We start from the raw sequence: 26,282 nt of genomic DNA, 5'->3' as shown, positions 1-26,282 counted from the left end.
TCGCGAGTACTAGCAGTTCTGCTAGTACAGAGGACGAATCCATTACTGTAAAACTGAAACCATCTCTATCAACGTCCAGGACGGCAGACAGCTATGGTCACTCTTACTCAAACCAACGAGAACGGCCAGCAAACGATTCTACTGGCCACAGTCCAAAGCCAATCCGTGCTGCTAGAAGTGACTCTGGGTGAAGTCAACAGACTGAAGTACACCGCGTACGGGCACCTCAGCACAGATCGTCAAATATCAACCCGCTTAGGATTTAATGGTGAGCTTCGGGAGCAACGCACCCACTGGCACATGCTCGGCAATGGCTATCGTGCTTACAACCCGGTACTGATGCGTTTCCATAGTCCCGACAAATTAAGCCCGTTCGGGACAGGCGGGTTGAACTCATACATGTACTGCGTCGGAGATCCCATAAATCATCGTGATCCCACAGGACGCTTCGGCATACCGATTATCCTGAGTCAACTTCTAAGTTTTGCAGGCGGGACCTCATCAGTCGGGGGTATGGGGCTTTCGTTAACCAGTAGTGGACGCTTCAGCAGACAAGGAATTTTGGCTCTGGGTACAGGGGCAACTGGGGTATTACTTGGTGCGGCAGCTGCTGTAAACCCGGCATCCGTAATTGCGCCCATTCTGGCCAGCTCAAGTATCGCCTCAGGAGCAGCGAGTCTGACGTTGGCATATAGGGCTGCGAGAGCTGCCACGACAAGGAGCACTCAATGGTTTCAGGATATGGCACGAGTTTTCGATAGACCTCCTCGATATTCAACTCTGTCATTAGCCGCGCCGGAGGCACTACCCCCTTCATTCTCCAGCCTGAGTCTGCCCCCACCATACTCGCCACCAAGGACCCGAAGCCCGATTGCGCTCACTCACACCACTGCTCGTGCGATACCGGCTGCAACTGAACGCCGGCCGCGGAATCTACACTCTGTGAGAGATCATGAGGCACTCTTGAATCCCCCGGTGCTATTGAAGGCCAGGATGAGTGAACTACCTAAACTGCATTACATAGACGAAACCAGATCTGTATCGACAAAAATCAGATCATCGGTTTCCTAAGTACCAGCCACTGTTTTGTAAACCTTGCAGTTACAACCTCAACCGTGAGCAGGCTACGCGTGAGTGCGCCACTGCAGGCGCCATGAACGACTTAGCCTCCTCGCCCGCCTGATTGAAAACCTCATCCGCTTCGGCACCATTAAAACAAAGGGGACACCCATTGATTATTGTCAGCGTGACACACTATTTCTTTCTTGGATCGTCTGCCGGGTTGACGTAGTCAATCCCGGTTGGGCCTGGGCCATCCACCTGAAGGATGACCTCTGTGCCTTTGCTTGCCCCAAAGTGCCTCACGTGCCCCTCTCCATAAATGCTTCCGGCCGGAAACTCATGCAGTTTTGTCGCATCGTATTTATCCCCATCGCCGTGATACCACGTACCCGAGATCACAGTGACTGTGCGCTCGTCGGGATGAGTGTGGGCGGGAAGAATATAGTTCGGCGGGAGTTTTACTCGCACGATATACGGGCCAGCGTTGGGGTCGCCCTGGATGACGGCGGTTTTTGCCCCCTTTGGTAAAGCAGGGTTATCGGCCCATTTGATGTCTTTTGGGGTAACCATGATGTAAGCGCCAGGCTCAGCCCACCCCGTTGATGACCCAAGGCATCCAATCGCAAAGACAACGGATAACGCCGCGAGATTGCTGTTCATCGTGTTCTCCTCAGAGCGGTTTGAACGAGGTGGGGGGATATTGAGCACGCAGGCATTGGCCTACCAAGACTGCCTGCCTAACTGATCATCATAGTCCAGGGTTGAAGGCACACCGAGACACTCGACACAGCGCCCCCCCCCCTTTTCAGCCATCCCACCCCATTCCTGATAAACTGCCGCCTCGCCCCACCGATCCAGATACCCATGCCCTTACTTACCACGCCAGCCACGCCCCAATCCCTCTCCCGCCGCTTCTCCGTCGCCCCCATGATGGACTGGACTGACCGCCACTGCCGTTTCTTCCTGCGCCTGCTCTCCAAGCACGCTCTGCTCTACACAGAAATGGTCACCACCGGCGCGCTGCTCAACGGCGATCACGAGCGTTTCCTCCGTCACAACGAAGCCGAGCATCCACTCGCGTTGCAGTTGGGCGGTAGCGTTCCAGCCGATCTGGCCGCCTGCGCGCGTATGGCGCAGGAGCACGGTTACGACGAGGTGAACCTCAACGTCGGCTGTCCGAGTGATCGGGTGCAGAACAATATGATTGGTGCGTGCCTGATGGCGCATCCGGTGTTGGTGGCGGAGTGTGTGAAGGCGATGCGCGATGCGGTGTCGATTCCGGTGACGGTGAAGCATCGGATCGGGATCAATGGGCGGGACAGTTACACGCAGTTGTGTGATTTCGTCGGGACGGTTCGGGATGCCGGCTGCACCAGTTTTACCGTGCATGCGCGGATTGCGATTCTGGAGGGGTTGTCGCCGAAGGAGAATCGGGACATTCCGCCGTTGCGCTATGACGTGGCGGCGCAGTTGAAGACTGATTTTCCGGAGCTGGAGATTATTCTCAACGGCGGGATCAAGACGCTGGAAGCCTGTCACGAGCATTTGCAGACCTTTGACGGCGTGATGCTGGGCCGCGAGGCGTATCACAACCCTTATGTGATGGCTGAGGTGGATCAGCAATTGTTTGGCAGCACGGCGCCGGTGATTTCACGGGCCGAGGCGCTGGCACAGTTGCGGCCTTATATCGCCGCGCACCTGGATGCGGGTGGTGCGATGCACCATATCACTCGGCATGTGCTGGGCTTGGGCACCGGTTTTCCGGGGGCGCGCAAATTTCGGCAGTTGCTGTCGGTGGATATTCACAAGGCTAAAGAGCCTTTGGTGTTGCTGGATCAGGCGGCGGAGTTGCTAGAGGGGCGCTAGCCCGCGACGGCAAGCTGATCATTACACGATGGTAGTCACGTTTACTGCCACGTAAGTCAGATCACGCGGACAGCCGCGGTAGGAATCAGCCTTCGCCAGGCAGCTTCCTCCAACATTATCGAAAATTGGGCCGTAGTCAGCCGCCAGCCGCTGGCAGCTTGCGGCCCTATCTCGGCGCTCTTGGTTCCCTCAATCCAAAAATTCGCCACTCTCGCCATATGGCCCTATACTTTCGCCAAATGGCACGCGCGAGGTAGCCTCCCATGACAGCTCAAGTCGAAACACATCATTACCAATCTCAGGATCCAACCAAGCCGCTGCAGCTATTATTTGGTAGCCGGCCACCCCACGCGCGAACTGCATTCGAGGTTCATGAGCTCATCGAAAAAGGGTTTCCTTCAGATGTGGTGATCAGCTTCGTTCAGTCCATCAATCGATTCAAAGACAAGCAGGTCTTCGTCAAAATCATTGGAATTTCTGATCGCACCCTTCAACGCCGTATCAAGAACCCGGAGCCTCTGACGTCCGAGCAAAGCAGCAGTGCCTGGCGGTTAGCCAAGATATTCAGTAAAGCAGAGGAGGTTTTTGGTGACCGGCAGGAATCGGCGAACTGGATGGTAACGCCCGCGCTTGGGCTTGAGGGGCGCGCACCAATGGATTTACTGACCACTCAGGTGGGCTTTGAGTTGGTCGATGACTTCCTGACCCGTATGGAATATGGAGTCTATTCTTGATGGACTTACCGCTTGGTAGTAAGGAGGTCTACCTCTGGAGACTGGACCGCAAGGAGCACTCTGCGACATGGTTCAGTGGGATCGGCGCAGAATTGGGTGGTGGTCGATGGAATTCGAAGGGAGTAAAAGCGGTATATAGCTCTGCCGATCCTTCTACGGCCATCCTTGAAGTCGCCGTCCATAAAGGCTTTCGCGCGCTCGATGCGGTCCCCCATGTACTGACTGGCGCACGCGTCATCGATCTATCCCATGTGCATCGCGTGACTCCTGACGATGTCCCAAACCCGAACTGGCTGGTACCGGGCACACCTAGCCTTGACCAACAGAAATTCGGAGATGATCTACTGGCGCTACACCCGTTCATCCTGATTCCATCGGCAGTCTCTCGACATAGCTGGAACATCATAATGAATCCAGATTTGGCTGAAGGGTTGTTTGAGGTTGTCCGGCAAGAAAGGTTTGCCCTCGATACGCGCTTGAACCCGCCAGTTCGCTGACTAGCCTCCCATTAGGGACAACTCGGATCGGCAGCTTCTCTCTTACAGCTACCCGTCACTCCGGTTGAACCTGTGGTCTGTTTTGACATCGTAATTAGCGGATACCGCCAGGCCTTTCAAACGCCTGTTCTCAGGTTGTTGCCGCCCTGGCCGTTGTTACGCATTTACACCCTTGAGTGGCTGTCAGCGCTCGGGTAATGTCAACAGACCCACAGGATAGAGCACGCTCATGACATCCAAGCTGGAACAACTCAAACAATTCACCACCGTAGTGGCCGATACCGGCGACTTCGAGGCAATCGCTCGCGTTAAACCGGTGGATGCCACCACCAACCCTTCCCTACTGCTTAAAGCGGCGGCCATTCCTGCTTACGCCGATTTGCTGAACGCCTGTGTCAGCGACTGCAAAGGCGACGTAGGTCTGGCCAGCGACCGTTTTGGGGTCGCGGTCGGCCAAGAGATTCTGAAAGTGATTCCGGGGCGTATTTCCACTGAAGTGGATGCGCGCCTGTCGTTCGACACTGACGCCGTATTGAAGCGCGCGCACCGTCTGATCGAGCTGTACGAAAAGGCCGGCATTGGCCGCAACCGTGTGCTGATCAAGATTGCTTCCACCTGGGAAGGCATCCGCGCCGCCGAGAAGCTGGAACGCGAAGGTATTCAGACCAACCTGACGCTGCTGTTCTCCTTCGCCCAGGCGGTTGCCTGTGCCGAGGCCGGGGTGTTCCTGATTTCGCCGTTCGTGGGCCGCATCTACGACTGGTACAAGAAGGCCAACGGCAACGACTACACCGGTGCCGATGATCCGGGCGTGCAGTCGGTGACGCGCATCTACAACTACTACAAGGCCAATGACTACAAGACTGTGGTCATGGGGGCGAGCTTCCGTAACCTCAATCAGATCGAGCAACTGGCCGGCTGTGATCGCCTGACCATCAGCCCGGACCTGATCGAGAAACTGGCGGCCGACACCGGCAAGCTGGAACGCAAACTGGCGCCAGGCCACGCTGGCGAAGCGCGTCAGAGACTGACGGAAGCGCAGTTCCGCTGGGCGTCGAACGAGGACGCCATGGCGACCGAGAAACTGGCTGAGGGTATTCGTCAGTTCGCTCGCGACCAGGAAAAGCTTGAGGCGCTGCTGCAAGCCAAGCTGTGATCTGATCCAGGCAAGCGCAAAAAGGGCGAACCCTCACAGGTTCGCCCTTTTTTGTGCGCTGATTTTAGGGCTGCTTCGCAACCCAACGGGAGCAAGCTCCCTCGCCACAGGTCCAGCCTTGCCTCAGTGACGCTCCAGGGCGTTCACCAAGTCATGGAATGCTTCGCGGTTGGAGTCGTTCAGGCCCATGAGGATCTTGTGCGCTTCCAGCACCTTGATCCGCACCACTTCTTCGGACTGATCCTGGTCTGGCAGGTCGGTCAGGCATTCCGGGCACGGAATCGGGCGGTCAACGATGTTGAACACCTGTTCGAAGCCCATGGACTCCAACAGCCGCGTGATGTCTTCGTGGGTGGTGACGACGGTCGGCAGCAGGCCGACCTTTTGCCGCGACATGATCGACAGCTTGGCCAGCAGGCCCAGGGTGGTGCTGTCGATGCTGCGGGTTTCGGTCAGATCGATCACGATCGCGTTGAAATTCACCGCGTTGAAGATCCGCTCAATAGTCGCATCCAACGCCGAACACAAGGTCAGGCGAACTTCACCGACGAACTTCAGGACGAAGGTGCCGTCCTGCTCGGCGAACTGGATTCTACCGGTACTCATTAAAGATTCCTGCTCAACACCAACAGGGCGATATCATCCGGCATCTCCCCTAGCGTGGCCAATCCAAAAACCTGCCGCAAGCCATCCAGGCTGCCGCCCGCCGTTCTTACCCGTTCAGGTAAGGCAGCCTCTTTCTCTTTGAGTGTAGGTTCTGGCAAAAGGTCCAGAATGCCATCGGACATCAGCGTCAGGCTGAACACCGGCGGCAGCTCGATAACGTGGTCTTCGTAGGTGGCTTCATTGAACAAGCCCACCGGCAGGCCGCGCCCTTCGAGATAACCCACACTGTCTGGCGTGTACAACACTGGCAACGGCAGGTGTCCGCCGATGCTATAGGTCAACAAACCCGTCTCCTCGTCGATGACTCCACCGACCATCGTGACATGTTTGCCCAGCTTACAGCTGATCAGGCCTCGGTTGATATGACCAAGGACCTCTGAAGGGGTGAATTCTGGCAAGGTGCCATTACGCTTGGATTCAAACAGCAAGCGCGTGGTCATGAATTTCAGCAGTACGGTCACGAATGCCGATGAAGCGCCATGCCCTGAAACGTCCGCCAGGTAGAAGGCGACCCGACGCTCGTCGACCCGAAAGTAGTCAACGAAGTCGCCCGACAGGTACAGCGACGGGATGATCTGGTGCGCGAACTTGAACTCGTCGATCGTCCAGGGACTGACCGGCAGCATGTTCATCTGCACCTGGCGCCCGGCGTTCTGGTCTTCCTGCAACAGGTTCAGGCTGGCTTCGAGCTCGCGGTTGGCGTTTTCGAGTTTTACCCGATAACGCTGGTTTTCCAGCAGCAGGCGCGCACGATCCAGGGCCCGGCGCACGGAGTGCTCGAGCACGGCCAGATCTTCCAGCGGTTTGATCAGGTAGTCCGCCGCGCCCAGGCGCAAGGCCTCGACGGCGTCGTTCATCACGCCGGCACCCGACACCACGATCACCGGCGTTTGCGGCGAAAGGTCGGTGACCTGACGAATGAGTTCGAGCCCGCCCATCTGCGGCATGCGCAGATCGCAGATCACCAGGTCGGGTTGGTTTTTCTTGAATACCTGAAGCCCCTGCTGGCCATTGCTGGCCTGAAGGACGCTGAACCCACTGTCTTCCAAATAGGCCGCGAGACTCGCGCGTACTACTTCGTCGTCATCGATTATCAGCAGCGTGGCACTGGTTTTTTGCATGTGGGCAAACGGCGCCAGAATTAGGTTGGCGTAGCTGGCAGGGCATTCGCCCCGGCACACACTACTGGATTCGCTTTCTAGCCTCTCTGTCGCACCGCTTTCGAGCATTTGCCCTACAAGCGTGTTCATCAGAGGTGCCCTTCTAAGGCGCAGACGGTACTCCCATCCGCGAGGCGTTTCAAGCTCACGCCGATGCTCATCAGGCGTCTTTACATCGCAAATCACCGGGAGTTATAAGAACAGCCAAAACCGCAACACAATGGAAGGATCGAGCCCATGAGCCAAACCGATCGTGACTACAGTGAAAAGCGCGATTACATCCGCATGCGGGTCGATGCGGATATCACATTGATTCACGCCGGTGATTTGATTCCAGCTGTCTGTATCGACCTTTCCAGCAGCGGTATGCAGGTTCGGGCGACCCGATCGTTTCAGGTGGGCGACACGCTGAACGTACGCATCGACTCCGAGCATGCCGCGCTCAAGGGCCTGGAAGCCGAGACTGAAGTGGTCTGGGTGACTCAACAGGACGCTGGCGGTCAGAAACTTGGGCTTACAATCCTGAAAATGAATTGAGCACGAACACAAACAAAGAAGGCGGCCAAATGGCCGCCTTCTTGTTGTTGCGCGGGTGACGATTTAAAAATCGTCTTCCACCTTGCCATCTTTGACCTTGAATTCGCGGTTCTGCAGGTAAGCGTTGCGAATGAAGATGTATTTGTCGCCGGTGATCAGCTTCTCGCTCGACAACAGGCTGGCGCGGGTGTCGATCACGCTCATGCCGTACGCCATGTTGCGCGCCGGAATGTCGTTCATGTAGCGGTAGGGTTCGGTGTAGGTGTCGATGTATTTGGACGGTGCATCACGCAATGTGCTTGGGCCGAAGAATGGCAGCATCACGTAAGGGCCGCTAGGCATGCCCCAGTAGCCAAGGGTCTGACCGAAGTCTTCGTCGTTGCGGTGCAGGCCCATTTTGGTACCCACATCGAAGAACCCGGCCACGCCGAAGGTGGTGTTCATCAGCAGACGAGCCGTATCGACGCCAGCGGCGTGAGGCTTGGCCTGCAGGATGTCGTTGGCCAGGTTGCCGACGTCACCGATGTTGCGGAACATGTTGTGAATGCCGTCCGAGAGAAACGTCGGCGTAATGAATTGATAGCCCTGTGCAATCGGTTTCAAGGCGTAGGTATCCAGCACGTCGTTGAACTTGTAGATCGGCCGGTTCACGCTTTCCCAAGGGTCATCTTCCGATGCCGCCTGGGCGGCGAACGGAACCAGCAATACGCTGGCACACATACATAGTCGAGCTAGACGATTGCTCCAGCGCATAGCAAAAAACTCCTTGGACCGTACTGGCGCGGGCCTCAATACCCGGGCGATAAGCGAGCTAGTATAAGACGGATAAGCATTTTTAGGCAGCCACCCGGGAAGCGCCCTACGACGAACCGGCCTTGATGCGGCCGATTCATCCCGATGTCACTCAACTGTCATGGGGCCTCCCTAATCTCCAAGATTATTTCAGGGACGTTGAAATGCCCCACGCCCAAGCCCTCCCCCAGAGCATTCCCAACCCGACCGCCGTGCTCTTCGGTCTCAGCGGCTGCCTGGTGGATTTCGGCGCCCGCAGCCGTCAGAACGACCGCGACACCGCTGAACGAGCGCACCTGACACCGGGCGCCCTGGAGGCGCTGAACCGCCTGCAACTTCAAGGCATTCCGTGCGCCTGGCTCGACGAGTTGCCGCACGCGCAAAGTCTCGCGCTGGCCACCTCGCTGCCGGACTGGATCACCGCCAGCCCTCACACGCTGAACATGGGGCAATGGCCGTCCCCCGATGCGTGCTGGCAAGCGTTGATGATGCTGAACATTGATCGTCTGGACGGTTGCGTGCTGGTCAGCGGCGAACCGCGCTTGCTGCAATCAGGCCTCAACGCCGGGCTCTGGACCATCGGCCTGGCGTCCTGCGGCTCGCTCTGCGGGCTGACGCCCAGTGAGTGGCAAGCCTTGAGTCAGCCGGAACGCGAACTCAAGCGCGGCAAAGCAACCGTGCAATTGTTCGGCCTTGGCGTGCACTCGGTGATCGATCACCTGGGTGAACTCGACACCTGCCTGTCAGACATCGGCCTGCGCCGACACAAGGGTGAAAAGCCCTGATCGGCCGTTCTTGATCAAGATCATGCACTTCGCTCGCCAGTGGATTAATCTAAAGGTCAGATGCAGACCTTTGGCCCATCGCTGCGGTCTATGCCAGTGCCTATCGATAAAAGGAAGAACGCCATGCCTGCCCGCGAACTGCAAGAACAGCTCAACGCCCTGCGCGAGCAACTGGAGCAGAACCCGCCGCTCACGCTGGAAGAGCGTGAGCACCTGCAAGAACTGATGCAGAAGATTGAGGCACAAATCAAACTGGAAACCGCGACGCCTGACAGCAGCCTGGCGGACGGCGTCAACCTTGCCGTGGAGCGTTTCGAAGTGGACCACCCGGCGCTGGCCACCGTGTTGCGCAGCATTGTGCAGACCCTGGGCAACATCGGGATCTGACTCTTCAGATGCAAAAAAGCCCCGTTAGCGATAGCGGGGCTTTTTAGTTTGTGCGGCCGAAACAAAGTCTGACGACCACCGCCAACCCATTGTGGCGAGGGGGCTTGCCCCCGCGGGGTCGCGAAGCGCCCCCCCCCAAACCAGCCGCCTAAATTTTTCGGGTGTACCGCATCGAATGGTTTACGACTGCTTCGCAGCCGAACGGGGCGGTGCGGCGTTCCGACAAGCCCCCTCGCCACGGAACACCTGCCTGATTTTACTGGCGGACCAAACGGCGGTTCGGCAGTTGCACGTCTTCAGTGCTGCGATACGGGTTGATGTCCAGCCCGCCGCGACGCACGTAACGCGCATACACGGTCAGTTTTTCCGGTTTCAGCAAGCGTTGCAGGTCGAGGAAGATCCGCTCTACGCACTGCTCGTGGAAGTCCGAGTGCTGGCGGAAGCTCACCAGATAGGCCAGCAGACTCGCGTGATCCAGCGCTGCGCCTCGGTACTCGACCGCGACACTGCCCCAGTCCGGCTGGCTGGTGACCGGGCAATTGGATTTGAGCAGGTGGCTGTGCACGCTCTCTTCAATGATGCGCGAATCGTCACAACGCAGCAGTTCCGGGCGCGGATGCTCGTAGTTGCTGACGCTGATATCCAGATCATCGATGCACACGCCTGGCAGCGCTACAACGCCTTCAGCCTCGACCTCACTCAAACTGCGAATGCGCACGCCTACCGGTTTGCCCGCGGCCGCCGACAAATCGCTCACCAGCGTGGCTTCAAGGCTTTGGGTATCGGCAAACGGCGTCTGGTTCAGCGAGTTCAGGTACAGCTTGAACGACTTCGACTCGATGATGTTCGGCGAGTCCGCCGGGATGCTGAATTCGCCGATGGCCACCACCGGCTTGCCCGATGGCAACAGCCAGGACAATTCGAAGCAGTTCCAGAAATCCACGCCCTTGTACGGCAGGGTTTGCGCCGTCAGGCCCAGCTCGGCCCATTTCGCGGTGCGCGGGATCGGGAACAGCAAGGACGGCGTGTACGTGGCGATGTATTCACTGGATTTGCCCAGCGGCGAATGTTCGGCTGCGGGATGCATGGCGGAAACCTGACTGAAGAATCAGCGGATTCTAACAGCCTTTGCTCCCGCCTTTGAGTGCTTACTGACTGACAGTCAATTTGCCGACCATGCCCGCCTGATAGTGACCGGGGATGTTGCAGGCGAATTCCAGGTTGCCGGCCTTTTTGAAGGTCCAGGTTAATTCGGCGGTTTTGCCCGGTTCAATCAGCACGCTGTTCGGATCATCGTGCTTCATGCTTGCGCCGTGATCCATGCCTGGCATCGAGTTGTGATCCATGCCCGCCATCGAGCCGTGGTCCATGGGAGCGCTTTTCATCATGGTCGGAGAGAGCATGCCGCTCTGTTGCATTTTCAGCATTTCCTGTTGATGCGCAGCATGCATCGCCGCATCGCCGAGGTTGAACTCGTGCAGTAACTGGCCTTTATTGATCAGCACAAAACGCACTGTCTCGCCGGCCTTGATGTCCAGCGCCTTGGGTGTGAACGACATGTCGTTCATCACGATTTCGACGCTGCGCGTAGCCTTTGCCGCCGGGGCCGGTGCGCCGAAGTCATAGGTCTGTGCCGGCGATGCCCATACGGGAAAACTCAACACCAGCAAACAGCCGGCAAGCACCAATCGATGACGCAAAAACATGATCACACTCCAACAAGATGAGGTTCAGCCTGTGGGAAACTCTACAGCTGCGCCGCTGCCAGCCAGCTGACGGCCAGATTACAACTTTGTAAGGTTGCGCTGCATGGCCGTCCACCACGGTATAACGCACCTGTTCCATTGACCTCGAGCTGCCCATGAAACTGCTGATCGTCGAAGACCAACCGAAAACCGGCCATTATTTGCGCCAAGGCCTGACCGAGGCCGGTTTCAACGTCGAACTGGTGGCCGACGGCGACACCGGCCAGCACCTTGCGCTGACCGGCGATTACGCGTTGCTGATTCTCGACGTGATGCTCCCCGGCCGTGACGGCTGGCAGATACTGCAAGCGGTGCGCAGCGCCGGCCTGGACATCCCGGTGCTGTTTCTCACCGCCCGCGACGCCGTTGAAGACCGGGTTCATGGCCTGGAACTGGGCGCCGACGATTACCTGGTCAAGCCTTTCGCCTTTTCCGAGTTGCTGGCCCGCGTGCGTAGCCTGTTACGTCGCGGCAGCGCGACGCCGCAGGAAACCAGTCTGCAACTGGCCGATTTACGACTGGACTTGATTCGCCGCCGGGTCGAGCGCAGCGGCCAGCGCGTCGACCTGACCGCCAAGGAATTCGCCCTTTTGGAACTACTCTTGCGCCGCCAGGGCGAAGTGCTGCCCAAATCGCTGATCGCCTCGCAGGTCTGGGACATGAATTTCGCCAGTGACACCAATGTCATTGAAGTGGCGATCCGCCGCCTGCGCCTGAAAATCGACGACGACTTCCCGAACAAGTTGATTCATACCGTACGCGGCATGGGTTACGTGCTTGAAGAGCGTCCCGCCTGATGCGCCGTCTATCCCTGAGCGGCCGTCTGGCACTGTTGTTTGCCGCCTGTACGGCAGTGGTTTCGTTGTTCGCCGGCGTGCTGTTCAGTCGCGCCAGCGAGACGCACTTCATTGAACTCGACCAGCAACTGCTCGACGGCAAGCTGATCGCCCTGCGCAGTGTCTTGGCCGGCGCCGACGACCCGCGGTTGTTCGCCGAACGAAAAGCCCGATTGCAGGATGAAATGAGCCATCAGCCGGACCTGGCATTGCGGGTGCGCGGCGCCGATGGTCACGTGTGGTTCGACAGTGCAGCGAACCTCCCCGACGACTTGCCAACCCAGTCCGGCATTCACAGCTTGCAAAGCGCCGGCACGGCGTATCGGGTCTACAGCGCCGCGCTGGAGCCGGACAAAGCCGATTCCGCGCAGCTGATGCTGATGCTCGACATCACCCACCATCAGCACTTTTTGCAGCGCATGCAGCATTTGATCTGGCTGACCGTCGGCCTGTCGGCGCTGGCCACTGCGCTGCTCGGCGCGTGGGCAGCGCGCAGTGGTTTGCGGCCGTTGCGGCGCATGAGTGAAGTGGCCGCCGGGGTGTCCGCCAGCTCGCTGACCCAGCGCCTGCCCGAAGATCAAATGCCCGCCGAACTCGCCAATCTGGCCCACACTTTTAATGCCATGCTCGGTCGTCTCGACGACTCGTTCCAGCGGCTTTCAGCCTTCTCTGCCGACATTGCCCACGAGCTGCGCACACCATTGTCGAACCTGCTGACCCACACTCAGGTCACCCTCACCCGCCCGCGCGACCTGGAAGATTACCGCGAGGCGCTGCACAGCAACCTCGAAGAGCTGCAATGGATGGCGCAACTGGTCAACGACATGCTGTATCTGGCCAAGGCCGATCACGGCTTGCTGACGCCAAAACGCGAACCACTGCAACTGGCCGAGGAAGCGGATCTGTTGCTGGAGTTTTTCGCACCGCTGGCCGAAGACGCACGGGTCAAGCTGACCCGTCTCGGCGACGCCAACCTCAATGGCGACCGCAGCATGCTGCGCCGCGCCCTCTCTAATCTGCTGGACAACGCACTGCGTTTCACCCCGCCCAACGGTGAGGTTCAGGTGCGGATTGTCGATGAGCCGAAGGGGTTAAGCCTGACTGTTGCAAACAGCGGCGACGGGATTTCTGAAGAGCTGCTGCCACGTCTGTTCGACCGGTTCTACCGCGCAGACCCGGCGCGCCATGAAGGCAGCCACGAGCATGCAGGATTGGGATTGGCGATCACTCAGTCGATCATCCGCGCCCATGGCGGGACGATTCGTTGCGAATCAGGCCTGGGGTGGACGCGGTTTTTGATGGAGTTGCCGAAAGGGGGTTGAGGCCAGGCTGGCTGGCCCCATCGCGAGCAAGCTCGCTCCCACAGTTGACCGAGTTGAATCACACTTTTGTGAACGATTCGAGTCCCTTGTGGGAGCGAGCCTGCTCCGGGCGGCGATCCGACGATTGCGGTGTAACGACTTACGAATAGCGCAACGCAGTCGCCGGTTCGATCTTCGCAGCGCGCCAGGCCGGGTATACCGTGGCCAGGAAGCTCATGATGAAGCCCGCCGAGCAGATCAGCAGCACATCGCCGCCTTGCAGTTCCGACGGCAAGTTGCTGACGAAGTACACGTCGGAACTGAAGATATGCTGGCCCGTCACGCGCTCCAGCCAACCCACCATCTCACTGACGTTCAACGCCGCGATCACCCCGAGGACGCCGCCAATCAGCGTGCCGACAATGCCGATGACCGTGCCCTGGACCATGAAGATTGCCATGATCTCCCGAGGTGTGGCGCCGATGGTCCGCAGGATCGCGATGTCCGCGCCCTTGTCGTTCACCACCATGATCAAGGTGGCGATGATGTTGAACGCAGCGACCGCCACGATCATCAGCAGCAACAGGCCGATCATGGTTTTTTCCATTTTCATGGCGCTGAACAGACTGCCTTGAGTATGGGTCCAGTCATCGGCCTTGAAATCGACGCCCAGGCCGCCAGCAATGTCTGACGACACCTTGGGTGCGGCGTACAGGTCTTTCACCGCCAAGCGCACGCTTTGCACCTGATTCGGCTCCCAATGCTGCATTTGCGCCGCATCGGCGACATGAATCAGTGCCATCGAGCCGTCGAGTTCGGCACCGACCTTGAACACCCCGACCACGTTCAGCCGCTGCATGCGCGGCGTGATGCCACCCGGCGCAGTGCTGACTTCCGGCACAATCAGGGTGATCTTGTCGCCGACGTTCAAGCGGAAGCGCCGTGCGGTGATTTCACCGACCACCACCCCGAACTCGCCCGGCTTCAAGTCTTCCAGACGCCCCTGCACGATGTGCTGGGCGACGATGGACACCTTGCCTTCCTGCGCCGGATCAACGCCGCTGATCTGGATCGGCTGCATCGAGCCCTTGTAGGACAGCATGCCTTCCATCTCGGTGAACGGCACGGCGGCCGTCACTTCAGGGTTCTTCATCGCAGCAGCGGCGACAGGCTGCCAATCGTTGATCGGCTTGACGCCAACGATGGTTGCGTGGGGCACCATGCCGAGGATGCGCGAGCTCATTTCACGCTGGAAGCCGTTCATCACCGACAACACCACGATCATCGCCAGCACGCCCAGGGCGAGGCCGATCATCGAGGTCATCGAGATAAACGAAACAAAGCGATTGCGGCGCTTGGCGCGGGTATAGCGCGTGCCGATAAAGATCGATAACGGTCTGAACATTCGCTGGGGCACCGTATAAAAATAAAAGACCCGACACGCTTTTCAGTCGTGTCGGGCTTCGGCCAATCAGATGGGCGTCAGGCGACCTTCCTGCAGGTGCAGGACGCGATCCATCTGGCGGGCCAGGTTCATGTCGTGAGTCACCACCAGGAACGCGGTGCGCATCGACGTGCTGAGTTCCAGCATCAAGTCCTGAATGCCCTGGGCGGTATGGGAGTCGAGGTTGCCGGTCGGCTCATCGAGCATCACCAGCCCTGGCTTGTTCACCAGCGCGCGGGCGATGGCCACGCGCTGACGTTCACCACCGGACAGTTCGGCCGGTTTGTGCTCCAGACGATGGCCCAGCCCTACCCGCTCCAGCAAGGCCGTGGCGCGCTGACGGGCTTCCGGGATCGCAGTGCGGCCGATCAATAGCGGCATGCAGACGTTTTCCAGCGCGGTGAACTCAGGCAGCAAGTGGTGGAACTGGTAAACGAAGCCCAGCGAGCGGTTACGCAACAGGCCACGGGCCTTTTCGTTGAGCGCCGACAGCTCTTCACCGGCCAGCCAGACACTGCCTTTGGTCGGCGTATCAAGGCCGCCGAGCAAGTTGAGCAAGGTACTTTTACCGGAACCGGAGGTGCCGACAATCGCCACGCGCTCACCTGGGTGCAGCTCCAGTTGCAAACCGGACAACACCACCACCGATTCCGGGCCTTCCTCGTAGGATTTACCCAGGTCGCGGCAACTCAAGACTGCTTTAGTACTCATACCCAAATCACTCATAACGTAGCGCCTCCGCAGGCTGGGTGCGCGCAGCACGCCAGGCTGGATAAAGGGTGGCGAGGAAACTCAGGACCAACGCCGCGCCGCAGACCATCAACACGTCTTCGGCCATCAGTTGCGACGGCAAGTAGTCGATGAAGTACACGTCGGCGTTAAGGAATTTGTGCCCGATCAGGCCTTCGAGGACGGAAATCGCGGCGCTGACATTCAGTGCGGCAAACATTCCGACCACGGCACCGATCGCCGTGCCGACCACGCCAATCACCGTGCCCTGGACCATGAAGATCGCCATGATCTGGCCCGGCGTGGAACCGAGGGTCCGCAGGATCGCGATGTCACCCTTCTTGTCGTTCACCACCATCACCAGCGTCGAAATGATGTTGAACGCGGCCACCGCAACGATCAGCAGCAACAGCAGGCCGATCATGGCTTTTTCCATGCGGATCGCCTGATACAGGTTGCCGTGGGTGCGGGTCCAGTCACGGGCGTAGTAATGGTCTCCGCCCAGGTTCTGGGCAATGTTCCATGCAGTGCGAGGCGCCTGGAACAAATCGTCGAACTTCAGCCGCAAGCCCTGGACCTGGTCCGGCTTCCAGCGATGCAGGCGCGCCAGGTCATCCAGATTGGTCAGCCCCAGGTAGCCGTCCAGCTCACCGGCGCCGACGTGGAATATGCCGACCACGGTGAAGCGCTTCATCCGCGGGAACATCCCGGCCGGGGTCACGGTGACCTCCGGGGCGACGAAGGTCAGCTTGTCGCCGAGACCCACGCCAAGTTTGGTCGCGGCCTTGTCGCCGATCACGATGCCGAAGCTGCCCGGCGACAGGTCGTCGAGTTTGCCCTGCGTCATGAAGTTGTCGATGATCGAGACTTTACGCTCCTGATCCGGGTCGACGGCATTGAGCAGGACTTTCTGCACCTGGCCGTTGTTGGTCAGCAAACCCTGCATCTGGGTGAACGGCGCAACCGCCACCACCTGCGGGTTCTGCTGGACCTTGGCGGCCAGGCTTTGCCAGTCGCTGATGGGCTCACCGGACTCGATGGTCGCGTGGGGCACCATGCCCAGCACGCGGGTGCGCATTTCATGATCGAAGCCGTTCATGACCGATAGCACCACGATCATCACGACCACGCCGAGGGCGAGTCCGATCATCGAGGTCAGGGAAATGAACGACACAAAATGATTGCGACGCTTTGCACGGGTATAACGCGTGCCGATAAATACGAAGAGAGGTCTGAACATGTCGGGGCTTGTTCGGAGGGAAAAGGAACGTCCTTGTGGCGGGGGTCGATAACCAGCTTTACACTCAGACCACCGCCGCTACCATGGGTTCGCCATGTCGACATTAGATGAAGAAGATCGCCGCGAATACTACCGTATCGAGGACACGATCGCACTGGAAATTCGGCCCCTGTCTGCCTCCGAAGCGGCAGGCCAGGAAGTGTTGCAGGATGCTTCCCCGCTGTTCAACCTGCTCAGCGAACTGCACTTGAGCGAATTCGAGTCGCAGCACTTGCTGCGCCAGATCAGTGAGCGGGATCGAAACACCGCCAACTATCTGAAGGTCATGAACAAGCGCATCGACCTGCTGAGCCAGGTGGTCGCACACACCGTGCTCGGCAAGTTCGGCGAGCCGCAGCCCGTGGTGCTGTCGGAAGGCGGCATCGAGTTCGAGCACCACCTCGCCTACCCGACCGGCAGCCATCTGGCGGTCAAGCTGTTGTTGATGCCGCAAGCACTGGGCCTGCTGTTGCGGGCCAGGGTTACCCACTGCGAACCGGAAAGCTTCGGCACGTTCGAGATTGGTACCGAGTTCGAAGCCCTGACCGATGCGCAACGACAACTGCTGGCCCGCTATATCTTGCAGAGACAGGCGCATGAGCGACGCCTGGCACGCGAGCAAAACGAATCAGGCAATTAATTAAGGAAGACCCGTGACCCTAATCTACGGCCACCGCGGCGCCAAAGGCGAAGCACCGGAAAACACTCTGAGCAGTTTCCAGGAATGCCTCAAGCACGGCGTACGCCGCTGCGAACTGGACCTGCACCTGTCCATGGACGGCGAGTTGATGGTCATTCACGACCCGACGCTCAAGCGCACCACCGAGCGTCGCGGCAAGGTGGTCGAGCATACGGCGGCAGAATTGGTGACCTACGATGCGCGCAAGGGTGGTCCGGGCTGGATCAAGCCCTGCCCGATTCCAACGCTGGAAGAGCTGTTCGAAAAGTGCGATTTCGAGCACTGGCAGCTGGAGGTCAAGAGCGCGTCGCGTATGCGCGCGGCGACGACAGTGTTGGCGATCCGCGAAATGGCGCAACGGTTTGGCTTACTGGACAAGGTCACCATCACCTCGAGCTCGCGCGAAGTGCTGAAGGCCGCAGTCGATCTGGTACCGGATGTGTCGCGTGGACTGGTCGCCGAATATGCCTGGCTCGACCCGCTGAAGGTCGCGCAAAGTTATGGCTGTGAGATTCTTGCGCTGAACTGGACCCTGTGTACGCCGGAACGCCTGCAGAAGGCGCAGCGACAAGGTCTGCATGTGTCGGTATGGACAGTCAACGAACCTGCGCTGATGCGCAGGCTCGCTGATTTCGGCGTTGACAGCCTGATTACAGACTTTCCCGGTTTGGCCAGCGCCACGCTCGAGAATTGCTGAAATCGGTCTCCCCGGCCGGCTCAGGCCACCGGCCGGAGCCGCTCAAAAAAGCCGGTTGAGGCCGTCGTAGGCCGCTACCCGATAGGCTTCGGCCATGGTCGGGTAGTTGAACGTGGTATTGACGAAGTACTTCAACGTGTTCTGTTCACCTGGCTGGTTCATGATCGCCTGACCGATGTGGACGATCTCCGATGCCTGATAACCGAAGCAGTGCACGCCGAGCACTTCCAGCGTCTCGCGGTGGAACAGGATCTTCAGCATGCCTTGCGGCTCGCCGGCGATCTGCGCACGCGCCATGCCCTTGAAGAACGCCTTGCCGACTTCGTACGGCACTTTGGCCTGGGTCAGCTCTTGCTCGTTCTTGCCGATCGAGCTGATCTCCGGAATGGTGTAGATCCCGGTCGGTACGTCGTTGACGAAACGCCAGCTGTTGTTATCGACGATGCTGCCAGCGGCCGAACGACCCTGGTCGTGGGCGGCACTGGCCAAGCTCGGCCAACCAATCACGTCGCCCGCACCGTAGATGTTCTGGATGCAGGTGCGATAGTTCTGGTCAACTTCGATCTGGCCACGGCTGTTGACCTTCACGCCGATGTTTTCCAGGCCCAGCGCGTCGGTATTACCGGTACGGCCGTTGCACCAGAGCAAGGCGTCGGCCTTGATCTTCTTGCCGGACTTGAGGTGCAGGATCACCCCGTTGTCCACGCCTTCGACGCGATCGTAATCTTCGTTGTGGCGCACAGTGATGTTGTTGTTGCTGAAGTGGTAACTCAGCGCCTGGGAGATTTCCGAGTCGAGGAAGCTCAGCAACTGACCGCGGTTGTCCACCAGCTCGACCAGCACGCCCAGACCACTGAAGATCGACGCGTATTCGCAACCAATCACGCCGGCGCCGTATACAATGAGTTTGCGCGGGGTGTGGCCGAGGCTGAGGATGGTGTCGCTATCGTAGATACGCGGGTGGTGGAAATCGATGTCGGCCGGGCGATACGGACGCGAGCCGGTGGCGATGATGATGTGTTTGGCCACCAGTGTTTCGACCACGCCGTTGGCGCAAACCACTTCGATGGTTTGATCGTCAGCGAAGCTGCCGGTGCCGAAGAACACGTCGACCCGATTGCGCGCGTAGTAACCGGTTCGCGAGGCGACTTGTTTGGCAATGACTTTTTCTGCGCTTTTCAGTACGTCCGGAAACGAGAACCAGCGCGGCTCACCAATGGCCCGGAACATCGGGTTGGTGTTGAACTGCATGATCTGCCGGACCGAGTGACGCAAGGCCTTGGACGGGATAGTGCCAAGGTGGGTGCAGTTGCCGCCGACCTGGCGACGACTATCGACCATCGCCACTTTGCGCCCTGCTTTGGCGGCGTTCATTGCCGCGCCTTCTCCCGCCGGGCCGGAACCCAACACCACCACGTCGTAGTTGTAGACAGCCATGCGTACTCCTCAGAACAGGCCGCGGCACCCCGTTGGCACCTGCGGCTAAATCATGCCGGCCTTGCGGCATGAAGGAACAATTTGGGGTCAGTCGAGAACCCGGACACAGTCTATAGAAGCGTCAACGCCGCGCACATTAACCCTTGGTCGCGTCGTAGGCTAGTTTTGCCTGCACTACAACGCCAACAATGAGTGTCCATGAAACCGCATTTACTTGGCTTTTTCGGCGCTCATGCGATCAAAAGCCTGACTGGTTCGCGTGACAAAGCCGGTATCGGTTCGAATCACAAAAAATGCACCGATGTCATGCTTTTCGGCGTAGTCCCAACCGCGCTCGGGGCCGAGAATCAGCAACAGCGTCGATAAGCCATCGGCCATCAGCGTCGAAGGATGAATCACCGTGACGGACGCCAGGGTATGGGTGATCGGTGCGCCGGTTCGGGCATCGAACGTGTGGGAATAGCGCCGGCCATCCTGCATGAAATAATTGCGGTAGTCGCCTGAGGTCGAAACACCGTTGCCGTCCAGCGTGATCACCCGCTCGACAACCTGCTGATCATCGCGCGGCTCCTCCAGCGCAATCATCCAGGGCGAGCCGTCGAGCTTCTTGCCGACGGCCTTGAGTTCGCCCGTGGCATCGGCGATGAAGCTGTCGATACCCATTTCCTGCAACTTCGCAGCGATCCTGTCGATGGCGTACCCGGCGCCAATGCTGCCGAAGTCAACCTCGACCGGCGCGTCCTTGCATAACTGATCGCCTTCAATCCGCAGATGCGCATAACCAACGCGTTGTCGGGCCAAAGCCAAGGCTTCGGCGCCTGGGACTTTTTCATCGCGCGATTGTGGGCCGAACCCCCAAAGGTTCAGCAACGGCTCCACCGTCAGGTCGTAGGAACCGTCGCTCGTCTCTGACAGTTGCTCGCCCACCTTGACCAATTGCAAGACCGGCACCGGCATTGGCTGACAGCTATGGGCCGGCAAACCATTGAATCGCTCGATGTCCGAATCACTGCGGTAGGTCGACAACTGCCGGTCGATCTCGGCCAGAATCAACTCGACCTGCTTCTGCACCTCGACCGGCCCGGGAGTCCCCGGATGGCGGATGTATTTGACCGAATACGTGCTGCCCATGGTCGGGCCGCCAAAGCTTTCCAGAGTGTCGCCATTACCACAGCCTGACAAGGCGCCGACAAGCACCACGAAAACACCCAATCGCCGGTTCAACAACGCGCCCCCCTCCCCAAAAGAACTCCCCCGACGGAACGCCAAGGCCAGCCATTATGCGACAGATGCTTGAACTGGCTCATGGCTATAACGTTTAAGCAGCACGCTAACTATTGGTTGCCTACCGTTCCTCTTACACATATCGTTACAAAACTGCTCGAGGCACCGGCACAGACCAGACCCGTCAGCAAGGATGTTTCAAGACCATGGATTTCTAATAAGACAGCCAAAGTGAGTAAGATCAAATGGCCTCGACTACGAGCAAGGGCAAAGCGATATTTCGCGTTGTCAGCGGTAACTTCCTAGAGATGTTCGACTTCATGGTCTACGGCTTCTATGCCACGGCCATTGCCAAAACCTTCTTCCCTGCCGACAGCGCTTTCGCTTCCCTGATGTTGTCACTGGCCACCTTCGGTGCCGGCTTCCTCATGCGCCCACTGGGTGCAATCTTTCTCGGCGCCTACATCGACCGTCACGGCCGTCGCCAAGGCCTGATCATTACCCTCGCGCTGATGGCGGCCGGGACCGTGTTGATTGCCTGTGTGCCGGGTTATGCGACCCTTGGCGTCGCTGCGCCGCTGATCGTACTGTTCGGCCGCTTGCTGCAAGGTTTTTCCGCGGGCGTGGAATTGGGCGGTGTGTCGGTTTACCTGGCCGAGATCGCTACCCCTGGCCGCAAGGGCTTTTTTGTCAGCTGGCAGTCCGCGAGCCAACAAGCAGCCGTGGTGTTTGCCGGTTTGCTGGGTGTGGGCCTCAACCACTGGCTGAGCCCCGAGCAAATGGGTGATTGGGGCTGGCGCGTGCCGTTCCTGATCGGCTGCATGATCGTTCCGGCGATTTTCATCATTCGCCGCTCGCTGGAGGAAACCCCGGAATTCCAGGCGCGTAAACATCGCCCAAGCTTGAGAGATATCGTCCGTTCGATCAGCCAGAACTTCGGCATCGTGCTGGCCGGCATGGCGCTGGTGATCATGACCACCGTGTCGTTCTACCTGATCACCGCCTACACCCCGACGTTCGGCAAAGCCGAACTGCACCTGTCGGACTTCGACGCGTTGCTGGTCACCGTGTGCATCGGTCTGTCGAACTTCTTCTGGCTGCCGGTGATGGGTGCCCTGTCGGACAAGATCGGGCGTAAACCGCTGCTGCTGGCGGCGACTACTCTGGCGATTCTGACGGCTTACCCGGCGCTGTCCTGGCTGGTCGCCAACCCGAGCTTCAGCCATCTGCTGATCGTCGAGTTGTGGCTGTCGTTCCTCTATGGCTCGTACAACGGCGCCATGGTGGTGGCCCTGACCGAAATCATGCCGATTGAAGTCCGCACCACCGGTTTCTCCCTGGCTTACAGCCTGGCGACCGCGACCTTTGGCGGCTTCACCCCAGCGGCCTGTACTTACCTGATCCACGTGCTGGACAACAAGGCAGCACCGGGGATCTGGCTGAGCGGCGCAGCGGTACTTGGCCTGATCGCAACGCTGGTGCTGTTCCGTGGCAATCGGCATGAATTGCGGACTGCGCAGGCGGCTGTAGTCGGCGGCACCCGCTAGATCGAATTCGCGAGCAGGCTCGCTCCCACAGGTTCAGCGGTGTTCACACAATCGTGATCACACCGCAAATCCAATGTGGGAGCGAGCCTGCTCGCGACGAGGCCAGCGCAAACACCCCACATCATCGATTCGCCACTTTCACCGACTGACTCCACCCCCCGCCCAACGCCTTGTACAAGTCCACCTGATTGATCTCCCGCGCCAGTTCCATTTGCGTCAGCTTCTGCTGCGCGTCGAATAACGAACGCTGTGCATCCATCGTCGAAAAATAGCTGTCCAGCCCCGCCTCGAAGCGCAATCGGGACTGTCGGTAGGCTGCTTGATAATCCGCCACCAGACGCTTCTGATAGTCGACCTGGGTGAGCATCTCCTGGCGGGCGTTGAGGGCATTGGCGGCTTCGCGGAAAGCGTTCTGCACCGTGGCTTCATACGCCGCCGCCTGCCCGTCGAACCGCGCATGGCTGGCGTCCACCTGCGCCTTGCGCGCACCGCCGTCGATCAGGGTCAACGACCCCGCCAGAGCCACCGACCAGAACTCGGCCGGCGCACTCAACAATCGCGAAAAGTCACCGGTCAGGCCGCCCACCGCCGACGTCAGCGAAAAGGTCGGGAAGTACGCGCTGCGGGCTGCGCCGATGTCCGCATTGGTAGCTCGCAACAAGGCTTCGGCCGCCATGATGTCGGGCCGCCGCGCAATCAGTGACGACGGTAACCCAGCGGGCACGTCGGCGGTTGCCAACTGCTCCCCCAGCACGCCAGTGGGCAGCAACCCAACCGGCACCGGCTGCCCGACCAACACGCGCAGCGCATTCATGTCCTGCGCCACCTGCATGCGGTACGTGTTGATCTGAACCGCCGCCGTGTTGGCTTGCGCATCCGCCTGATGAACATCGATTTGAGCACTGGAGCCCAGGTTGTAACTCTTGTGCAACAACTGACCGTAGTGGTCCTGGGATTGGTAAGTGTTCTGTGCGAGGTCGAGCAGATTCTGATTGGCCTTGAGGCTAAGCCAGGTGCTGGCCACTTCACCGATCAACGCCAGGCGAGCCGTTTGATAGTCCGCCTCGGTCGCCTCGAAGCGTGCGCCTGCGGCGTTTCGCTGACTGCGGATGCGCCCGAACAGGTCCAACTCGTAAGATGTGAAGCCACCGCCGGCCTGAAAGGTGTTAGCCGTGCTGCCTGAACTGACGCCGCCTCCCTGCGTCCTGACTTGTGACGGAAACTTGCTGCGGCCGGCGTAGGTGTTGAGTCCGATGGAGGGAAACAGCCCGGATTCGGCACCGGCGTACCCTGCCCTCGCCTCCTCGACGCCCGCCTCGAACTGGCGCAGGCTGCGGTTGTTCTTCAAGGACAGGTCAATCAACTGGCGCAGTCGTTCATCGAGCACGAAGCCGTGCCAATCCTTGTCGAACGCCTGCTTGGCGCTGCAACAGTCACTGGCCGAACTGGCTGGCCATTGCTGATCGATCGGCGCCTCCGGCTTCTCGTATTTGGGTTCCAGAGAACAACCGCCGAGCAGCACCAGCGACATGAGACATGAGGTGGATAAACGTCTGTTCATGAGGCGCACCTACAAGCGTTGGCCGAGCAAAGCTCGTAACGGAGTGAGAAGGAAAGCCCAAAGACCTGAGCGGGTGGCGCTGATTTGCGGCAGTGGCTGCTGACGCGAACGGAGGCTGATCGGGCGTAATCCAGGCAGTGAGCTGTAGGACGGCGCCTTGACCGGCCGCCACGAAGGCGGCGCCGTGCGCTTCTCGCCGAGCAACGAACGCCGCAACAAGGTGCCGAAAGCCAGGCCTGGTTCAGCCTTGCCGACCACGTTGACCGGCGCGTCACTGAACAGCCGCGCGATCAGCCGGCGCCGAAGCGTTTCGTCAAGGTCGACGAACCTCAAGCCCAAACGGTCCTCGCCGTGATGACGCATGACCTCGACATCCAGCCAGCCAAGTTTATTGATCCACACCTGCCCCCGCAGCCCGGGCTTGATCAATGACGCAACGGCACAGGAAATGGAGGCGCCACTCAGCGAAATATCCACCAGTTGGCCCGCCAGGGTTTTGCCGGCGAAGCGCAACCCACTGGGTTTATCGAAAGGAAAGCGCTCTTCGCCGTGCAAGCGTGGCCGGTCAACACACGCCACCAGGGTGGCCAGGTTGTAGATCAGCGCGACCACCGTCCAGCACAGGTTGAACAGCATATTGCCGTCGAACGCAGCCGCGTTGCTGATGGTGATGTAAGCGCCTATTTGCGAGAACAGTGTCAGCGCAAAAAAGAACCCGAACAACTTCCAGTGAACCGTTGTGCGTGAACGATCCAGGCCCTTTGCCGTGACCTTGAAGGGTCGCCCGAACGGCCGGACCATGGCGCTGATGATCGTCGCCGTCACCGCCAGTGAGGCGACGATTTGGGTGACCTCGGTAAAAATCGGCAAGGTACGCCGGTCAGTGACCCACGTCCCGTAGCCCCAGAATGCGATCAACGCCGGCATGCCGAAGGCCATGAAATCCGCCGGATGGGCGTAGAACCCGGCAATACCGAAATACCAATACAACACCGGCGACACCAGCATCATCAGGATGAATGGCTTGGAGAACCAGTGCATCAAGCCATGCACGAAGTGCAACCGTTCATTGAGTGAGTAGCCACGACCGCGCAAGGGGCCCTCCTTGAGCAGCGCGACCTGGATCGTCCCCAGGCACCAGCGGCCACGCTGATTGATGTACTCGGTCAACCCCTCGGCGGACAAACCGATCGACAGTCGCTCATTCAACCAGCGGGTGACGTAGCCTTTTTGCTGCAGACGGCAGCTGGTGTAGATGTCTTCGCAGACCGAACCCGTCGGAAAGCCACCCATTTCAGTAATCAGATCACGCCGCACGACAAACGAAGTGCCCACGCAAAACGCGGTATCCCAACCATCCTTGGCCGGCTGGTAGACGTCGAAGAACACTCGCTGCTCATCGACCCAGCAGTTGGATGAACCGAGGTTGTGCTGAATCGGATCGGGGTTGTAGTAGAACTGCGGCGTCTGCACCAGGCCGACCTTGGGATCGTCGAACAATCCCAGGGTGCGCATCAGGATCGGCTGCTGCGGGGCGAAGTCGGCGTCGAGCACCAGTATGTACGGCGCATTGCTGCTGGCCGCCGACAGACGCAGGCCGTTGTTCAGGTTACCGGCCTTGGCGTGGGAATTGTCGGGACGTCGGGCGTATTGCACACCGACCTCGGCGCAGTAGTCGCGCAACCAGTCGCGGCGGGTATCGTCGAGCACCCAGATGGTCACGTTGGGGTAGTCGATCGCCTGGGCGGCGATGATGGTTTTTTCCAGGATCTCGAGGCCTTCGTTATAGGTGGCGATGAACACATCCACCGCCGGCACCGAGCGGCCCTGGGCACGCAAACGTTGCTCCCCGGCATCGGCACTGGCGTGGTGATCCGAGCGACAGAGCAGGACGATGATCGAAAACAGCGTGTAGCCGATCGCCAACATTTCGAAAAACAGGAACGCATAAGCCCAGACCGAGGCAAACCCTGCGTGTCCATCGGGCAAGGTGTCGCGAATCCGCCAGGCCACGTAATTGATCAACAACAGCGCGGTCAAGGCTCCGAAACCGGCACGTGCCATCCATTGATCACGGTGCGTCAGGCAGGTGAACAGAATCACCGCGACCACGGTCCAGAAATTGATTTGCACAAGTTGCAGCGTGTCCAGTGCCTGCATG

At 59.2% G+C, this 26,282-nt stretch carries 26 protein-coding genes; 13 read left to right on the top strand and 13 right to left on the bottom strand.

Going from position 1 to position 26,282, the window contains the following annotated elements:
* Window positions 1-93: 93 nt before the first annotated feature.
* Window positions 94-1,071 carry an RHS repeat-associated core domain-containing protein gene (locus HK44_RS10950; RefSeq protein WP_080690605.1) on the top strand — a complete coding sequence of 326 codons (978 nt, stop codon included), beginning with the start codon at window positions 94-96 and terminating at the stop codon, window positions 1,069-1,071.
* Between the two features lie 183 nt (window positions 1,072-1,254).
* Here HK44_RS10950 and HK44_RS10945 read toward each other — a convergent pair whose 3' ends face one another.
* A complete protein-coding gene (locus tag HK44_RS10945; protein ID WP_019692707.1) occupies window positions 1,255-1,722 on the bottom strand; it encodes a cupin domain-containing protein in 468 nt (155 codons plus the stop codon).
* Between the two features lie 204 nt (window positions 1,723-1,926).
* Here HK44_RS10945 and dusA point away from each other — a divergent pair, with 204 nt between their 5' ends.
* The 4 genes from dusA to tal all read left to right on the top strand — a co-directional run bounded on the left by dusA (window position 1,927) and on the right by tal (window position 5,315).
* Window positions 1,927-2,928: a tRNA dihydrouridine(20/20a) synthase DusA gene (gene dusA / locus HK44_RS10940; protein WP_019692708.1), complete on the top strand. Its 1,002-nt coding sequence runs from the start codon at window positions 1,927-1,929 to the stop codon at window positions 2,926-2,928.
* A 263-nt stretch (window positions 2,929-3,191) separates the two neighbouring features.
* On the top strand, window positions 3,192-3,662 hold the full coding sequence (gene parS / locus HK44_RS10935; RefSeq protein ID WP_019692710.1) for a type II RES/Xre toxin-antitoxin system antitoxin: 471 nt from the start codon (window positions 3,192-3,194) through the stop codon (window positions 3,660-3,662).
* Window positions 3,662-4,159 carry a type II RES/Xre toxin-antitoxin system toxin gene (locus tag HK44_RS10930; RefSeq protein WP_019692711.1) on the top strand — a complete coding sequence of 166 codons (498 nt, stop codon included), beginning with the start codon at window positions 3,662-3,664 and terminating at the stop codon, window positions 4,157-4,159. Before parS ends, HK44_RS10930 begins: the two co-directional genes overlap by 1 nt.
* A 229-nt stretch (window positions 4,160-4,388) precedes the next feature.
* Entirely contained in the window at window positions 4,389-5,315 is a 927-nt protein-coding gene (tal, locus tag HK44_RS10925) for a transaldolase (protein ID WP_019692712.1), read from the top strand.
* 123 nt (window positions 5,316-5,438) lie between these two features.
* Here the strand turns inward: tal and rssC are convergent, their stop codons facing one another.
* Window positions 5,439-5,921: an anti-sigma factor antagonist RssC gene (rssC, locus tag HK44_RS10920; RefSeq protein ID WP_019692713.1), complete on the bottom strand. Its 483-nt coding sequence runs from the start codon at window positions 5,919-5,921 to the stop codon at window positions 5,439-5,441.
* Window positions 5,921-7,102 carry a two-component system response regulator RssB gene (gene rssB, locus HK44_RS10915; protein ID WP_019692714.1) on the bottom strand — a complete coding sequence of 394 codons (1,182 nt, stop codon included), beginning with the start codon at window positions 7,100-7,102 and terminating at the stop codon, window positions 5,921-5,923. The genes rssC and rssB overlap by 1 nt, the downstream gene beginning before the upstream one ends.
* Window positions 7,103-7,378: 276 nt before the next feature.
* Between rssB and HK44_RS10910 the strand changes: the two genes are divergently transcribed.
* Window positions 7,379-7,678, top strand: a complete 300-nt coding sequence (locus HK44_RS10910; protein WP_019692715.1) for a PilZ domain-containing protein — start codon at window positions 7,379-7,381, stop codon at window positions 7,676-7,678.
* 63 nt (window positions 7,679-7,741) lie between these two features.
* Here HK44_RS10910 and HK44_RS10905 read toward each other — a convergent pair whose 3' ends face one another.
* On the bottom strand, window positions 7,742-8,431 hold the full coding sequence (locus tag HK44_RS10905; protein WP_019692716.1) for an MlaA family lipoprotein: 690 nt from the start codon (window positions 8,429-8,431) through the stop codon (window positions 7,742-7,744).
* Window positions 8,432-8,634: 203 nt separating this feature from the next.
* On the opposite strand from HK44_RS10905, the gene HK44_RS10900 reads away from it, so the two are divergent.
* Together HK44_RS10900 and HK44_RS10895 are read left to right on the top strand one after the other, a co-directional pair.
* Window positions 8,635-9,255 (top strand): phosphatase, encoded by a 621-nt coding sequence (locus HK44_RS10900; RefSeq protein ID WP_019692717.1) that lies wholly within the window; start codon window positions 8,635-8,637, stop codon window positions 9,253-9,255.
* A 123-nt stretch (window positions 9,256-9,378) separates the two neighbouring features.
* Window positions 9,379-9,642, top strand: a complete 264-nt coding sequence (locus HK44_RS10895; protein WP_019692718.1) for a DUF4404 family protein — start codon at window positions 9,379-9,381, stop codon at window positions 9,640-9,642.
* Between the two features lie 256 nt (window positions 9,643-9,898).
* Here HK44_RS10895 and queF read toward each other — a convergent pair whose 3' ends face one another.
* On the bottom strand, window positions 9,899-10,729 hold the full coding sequence (gene queF, locus HK44_RS10890; RefSeq protein ID WP_019692719.1) for an NADPH-dependent 7-cyano-7-deazaguanine reductase QueF: 831 nt from the start codon (window positions 10,727-10,729) through the stop codon (window positions 9,899-9,901).
* 61 nt (window positions 10,730-10,790) lie between these two features.
* Window positions 10,791-11,348, bottom strand: a complete 558-nt coding sequence (locus tag HK44_RS10885; protein ID WP_019692720.1) for a cupredoxin domain-containing protein — start codon at window positions 11,346-11,348, stop codon at window positions 10,791-10,793.
* Window positions 11,349-11,503: 155 nt separating this feature from the next.
* Here HK44_RS10885 and HK44_RS10880 point away from each other — a divergent pair, with 155 nt between their 5' ends.
* Both HK44_RS10880 and HK44_RS10875 read left to right on the top strand, forming a co-directional pair.
* The gene (locus HK44_RS10880) at window positions 11,504-12,184 is read left to right on the top strand and encodes a heavy metal response regulator transcription factor (protein ID WP_019692721.1); all 681 of its coding nucleotides are present in this window, start codon (window positions 11,504-11,506) and stop codon (window positions 12,182-12,184) included.
* Window positions 12,184-13,545, top strand: coding sequence for a heavy metal sensor histidine kinase (locus tag HK44_RS10875; protein WP_019692722.1), 1,362 nt, complete (start codon window positions 12,184-12,186; stop codon window positions 13,543-13,545). Before HK44_RS10880 ends, HK44_RS10875 begins: the two co-directional genes overlap by 1 nt.
* Before the next feature lie 139 nt (window positions 13,546-13,684).
* Here the strand turns inward: HK44_RS10875 and HK44_RS10870 are convergent, their stop codons facing one another.
* The 3 genes from HK44_RS10870 to HK44_RS10860 form a co-directional block, all read right to left on the bottom strand.
* Window positions 13,685-14,929 (bottom strand): lipoprotein-releasing ABC transporter permease subunit, encoded by a 1,245-nt coding sequence (locus tag HK44_RS10870; protein ID WP_019692723.1) that lies wholly within the window; start codon window positions 14,927-14,929, stop codon window positions 13,685-13,687.
* 66 nt (window positions 14,930-14,995) lie between these two features.
* Window positions 14,996-15,679 carry a lipoprotein-releasing ABC transporter ATP-binding protein LolD gene (gene lolD, locus HK44_RS10865; RefSeq protein WP_167368529.1) on the bottom strand — a complete coding sequence of 228 codons (684 nt, stop codon included), beginning with the start codon at window positions 15,677-15,679 and terminating at the stop codon, window positions 14,996-14,998.
* A 7-nt stretch (window positions 15,680-15,686) separates the two neighbouring features.
* The gene (locus HK44_RS10860; protein ID WP_019692725.1) at window positions 15,687-16,937 is read right to left on the bottom strand and encodes a lipoprotein-releasing ABC transporter permease subunit; all 1,251 of its coding nucleotides are present in this window, start codon (window positions 16,935-16,937) and stop codon (window positions 15,687-15,689) included.
* Between the two features lie 94 nt (window positions 16,938-17,031).
* Between HK44_RS10860 and HK44_RS10855 the strand changes: the two genes are divergently transcribed.
* Window positions 17,032-17,616: a PilZ domain-containing protein gene (locus HK44_RS10855; protein ID WP_019692726.1), complete on the top strand. Its 585-nt coding sequence runs from the start codon at window positions 17,032-17,034 to the stop codon at window positions 17,614-17,616.
* A gap of 13 nt (window positions 17,617-17,629) precedes the next feature.
* Entirely contained in the window at window positions 17,630-18,352 is a 723-nt protein-coding gene (locus HK44_RS10850) for a glycerophosphodiester phosphodiesterase (protein ID WP_019692727.1), read from the top strand.
* Between the two features lie 42 nt (window positions 18,353-18,394).
* On the opposite strand, the gene sthA is transcribed toward HK44_RS10850, so the two are convergent.
* On the bottom strand, window positions 18,395-19,789 hold the full coding sequence (sthA, locus tag HK44_RS10845; RefSeq protein WP_019692728.1) for a Si-specific NAD(P)(+) transhydrogenase: 1,395 nt from the start codon (window positions 19,787-19,789) through the stop codon (window positions 18,395-18,397).
* A 210-nt stretch (window positions 19,790-19,999) separates the two neighbouring features.
* Complete coding sequence (locus tag HK44_RS10840; RefSeq protein WP_080690611.1) at window positions 20,000-20,986, bottom strand: FAD:protein FMN transferase; 987 nt, start codon at window positions 20,984-20,986, stop codon at window positions 20,000-20,002.
* A 272-nt stretch (window positions 20,987-21,258) separates the two neighbouring features.
* Between HK44_RS10840 and HK44_RS10835 the strand changes: the two genes are divergently transcribed.
* Window positions 21,259-22,560 carry an MFS transporter gene (locus HK44_RS10835; protein WP_019692730.1) on the top strand — a complete coding sequence of 434 codons (1,302 nt, stop codon included), beginning with the start codon at window positions 21,259-21,261 and terminating at the stop codon, window positions 22,558-22,560.
* Between the two features lie 121 nt (window positions 22,561-22,681).
* Here HK44_RS10835 and HK44_RS10830 read toward each other — a convergent pair whose 3' ends face one another.
* Both HK44_RS10830 and HK44_RS10825 read right to left on the bottom strand, forming a co-directional pair.
* On the bottom strand, window positions 22,682-24,121 hold the full coding sequence (locus tag HK44_RS10830; RefSeq protein WP_024264851.1) for an efflux transporter outer membrane subunit: 1,440 nt from the start codon (window positions 24,119-24,121) through the stop codon (window positions 22,682-22,684).
* 9 nt (window positions 24,122-24,130) lie between these two features.
* Entirely contained in the window at window positions 24,131-26,281 is a 2,151-nt protein-coding gene (locus HK44_RS10825) for a glycosyltransferase family 2 protein (protein ID WP_019692732.1), read from the bottom strand.
* Between the last annotated feature and the right edge of the window lies 1 nt (window position 26,282).

The sequence above is a fragment of the Pseudomonas fluorescens HK44 genome (genome assembly GCF_000217955.3).
Lineage (GTDB): Bacteria > Pseudomonadota > Gammaproteobacteria > Pseudomonadales > Pseudomonadaceae > Aquipseudomonas > Aquipseudomonas fluorescens_AQ.
The sequence above is the reverse complement of the archived record's forward strand: the minus strand, read 5'-3'. Positions and strand labels throughout refer to the sequence as shown.